The following is a 3,307-nucleotide window of genomic DNA, read 5'->3' as shown; positions in this document are numbered from 1 at the left end:
CGGGATCCGGGCGTCGAGCGCGGCTCCGAGCCGGGAGACGACCTGGGTCGCCACGAGCGAGTTGCCGCCGAGTTCGAAGAAGTCGTCGTCGAGGCCGACGCGCTCGACGCCGAGAACCTCGGCGAACACGCCGGCGACGATCTCCTCGATCGGGGTCTGCGGCGCACGGAACCCGCGCACCTCGAACACCGGTTCCGGCAGCGCCTTCCGGTCGAGCTTGCCGTTCGCGGTGAGCGGCAGTGCGTCGAGCACGACCACCACGTCCGGAATCATGTACGCGGTCAGGAACTCACCGACCGCGTCGCGCACCGCGACCGGGTCGACGGTCTCGCCCACCCGCGGCACCACGTAGCCGATCAACCGATCGCCGGTGCGTTCGGAGCGGCGGACGACCGCCACGGCCTGGGCGACCCCGGAACAACGGGTCAACGCGGACTCGATCTCCCCGAGCTCGATCCGGAAGCCGCGCAGCTGCACCTGGAAATCGGAGCGGCCCGCGTACTCGAGGAGGCCGTCGGCGTTCCACCGGGCGAGGTCGCCGGTGCGGTACATCAGGCCCGCCGCGCCTTCCGGCGCATACGGGTCGGCCACGAAGCGGCCCGCGGTCAGCGCCGGCTGCCCCAGGTAACCCCGCGACAGCTGCTCACCGGCCACGTACATCTGGCCCTGGACCCCGACAGGGACCGGACGCAGCCGCTCGTCGAGCACGTACACCCGCAGGCCCGGCAGCGCCCGGCCGATCACGCTCGCCGCCGACGACCGCGCCATCTCCGCGGTCAGCGCCAGGAACGACACGTGCACCGTGGTCTCGGTGATGCCGTACATGTTGACCAGCCGGGGCGCGTCGTCGCGGTGCCGTTCGAACCAACCGGTGAGCTTGCCGAGGTCGAGCGCCTCACCACCGAAGATCACGTGCCGCAGGGACAGGGCGCCGGCGGCTGTGCCTTCGAGGGCGCTCGCGCCCGTACCCTCCTCCATCGCGGCCCGGTCGGCCTCCACGAACTGGTAGAACGCCGATGGTGTCTGGTTGAGCACCGTGACACCGTTGCGCACCACGAGTTCCCGGAACTGTTCGGGCGAGCGCGACGTGAAGTAGTCGACGACGACCAGCGTGCCGCCGTACAGCAGCGGACCCCACAGTTCCCACACGGAGAAGTCGAACGCGTACGAGTGGAACATCGTCCACACGTCGGTTTCGTCGAATCCGAACAGGGGCTGCGCATTCGCGAGCAGTTCGACGACGTTGCGGTGCACGACGGCGACGCCCTTCGGCCGGCCCGTCGAACCCGAGGTGTAGATGACGTACGCCGGGTGCGACGAGCGGAGCGGCACGAGCCGGTCCGCATCGGTCACGGGCCGGGTGTCGAACTCCGCCGGGTCGAGGGTGTCCAGCAGCAGGACCTCGACGCCGTCCACCGCCGGGATCGACTGCCGATCCACGGTGGTGGTCAGCACGACGACGGGCGCACCGTCCTCGAGCATGTACGCGATGCGGTCCTGCGGATAGGTCACATCGACCGGCAGGTACGCGGCACCGGAGGTGAGGACCGCGAGCAGCGCCACGATCAGCGACTCGTCACGCGGCAGCGCGACCGCCACGAGCGATCCCGGTCCGACCCCCGACTCGATCAGGCGGCGGGCCAGGCCGTTGACCCGGGCCGAGAGCTCCGCGTAGGTCAGCGATGTCCCGCCGGCCACCACGGCGGCGTTGTCCGGCCACGACTCGGCCGCGGCAGCGAACAACGACGGCAGCGTCGCCGCCGGATCGACCTGCGTGCCGGGCGTGGACCACGCCTCGAGGACCTCGGTGCGTTCGGTCGCGGAGAGCAGTTCGACGTCGCCGACCGCGGTCGACGGATCGGCGAGCAGACCGGTCAGGAGCCGCTCGAAACGCTCCGCGTACGACGCGACGGTCGCTTCGTCGAACAGGTCCGTCGCGTAGGTCCACTCGACGGTGTATCCGCCTTCGGGGGCCGACGTGAAGGTGACCTGAAGGTCGAATTTCGCGACGTGAGCGTCGAATTCGACCGTGCGCGCGGTGAGCCCGTCGAGCTCGAGTACCGCCTGCGCCATGTTCTGGAACGTCAGCACGACCTGGAACAGCGGGTGCCGGTTCTGCGCCCGCTCGGGGTCGAGCACCTCCACGAGCCGCTCGAACGGCACATCGGCCTGCGCGAACGCGCCGAGGTCGATGTCCTTGGTCCGGGCCAGCAAGCCCGCGAACGACTCACCGAGGTCGATGCCGGTCCGCAGCACCAGGGTGTTGACGAACATGCCCACGACGTCGTCGAGGGCCTCCTCGCCGCGACCTGCCACCGGCGTACCGATCGCGATGTCGCCGGAACCGGACAGCCGGGACAGCAGCACCGACAGAGCGCTGTGCACGACCATGAACGGCGTCGCCCGATGAGCCTGGGCGACCCGGTCGACGAGCCTGCCGGTCTCCGGTGCGATCCGCGAGACATAGTTGTTGCCGCGGTACGACGACACCGCCGGACGCGGCCGGTCGGCCGGAAGATTCAACTCCTCCGGCAGACCCGCCAGGGTCGACTTCCAGTAGTCCAGCTGAGCGGACGCGACGGACTGCGGATCGGCTTCGTCGCCCAGAATCTCGCGCTGCCACAGCGTGTAGTCGGCGTACTGCACGGCGAGCGGCGACCAGGTCGGCACCTCCGCGTGCGTGCGCGCCGCATAGGCGATCATCACGTCACGGGTCAGCGGTGCCATCGAGAAGCCGTCCGCCGCAATGTGATGCACGACGAACACGAGCACGCTCTCGGTGGCGGACACCTTCAGCAGGCGCGCACGCACCGGCGGTGCGAGCGTCACGTCGAACCCGGCGCCGGCGAACTCGGTGACGACCGTGAGCACGTCGCTCTCGGCGACATCGTCGACCCCGAGGTCGATCCGCGCCGCATCCGGCGGGAGCACCTGCTGGTAACCCACCCCGTCGATCTCGGGGTAGACGGTCCGCAGGGTCTCGTGCCGGGCGACGACGTCGTTCACCGCGCGGGTCAACGCCTCGACGTCGAGGGCTCCGGTGAGCCGGATCGCGACCGGGATGTTGTTCACACCGGATTCGGTGTCGAAGCGGTTGAGGAACCACATCCGGGATTGCGCCGCGGACAACGGAATACGCTCCGGCCGTTCGGAAACCGCGGTGAGCGCCTTCCGAGCGCCCACTCCCGCGGACCGCTCGACACGGGTCGCCAGCGCCGCGACGGTCGACGCCTCGAACAGGACGCGCACCGGCACCGCCGTGTCGAGCGGTCCGCGGGAGTGGGCGCTCGGAAGGCGCTCACCGCGG

At 70.1% G+C, this 3,307-nt stretch carries 1 protein-coding gene; it reads right to left on the bottom strand.

Annotation, left to right across the window (positions count from 1 at the left end; genetic code table 11):
• On the bottom strand, nt 1-3,307 hold a 3,307-nt coding region (locus I0Q12_RS25205; RefSeq protein ID WP_197255832.1), incomplete at both ends, for a non-ribosomal peptide synthetase.

This window comes from Rhodococcus sp. CX (genome assembly GCF_015865005.1).
Classification (GTDB): Bacteria; Actinomycetota; Actinomycetes; order Mycobacteriales; family Mycobacteriaceae; genus Rhodococcus.
Note: the sequence above shows the minus strand (reverse complement) of the source record. Positions and strands in the feature narration are given on the sequence as shown.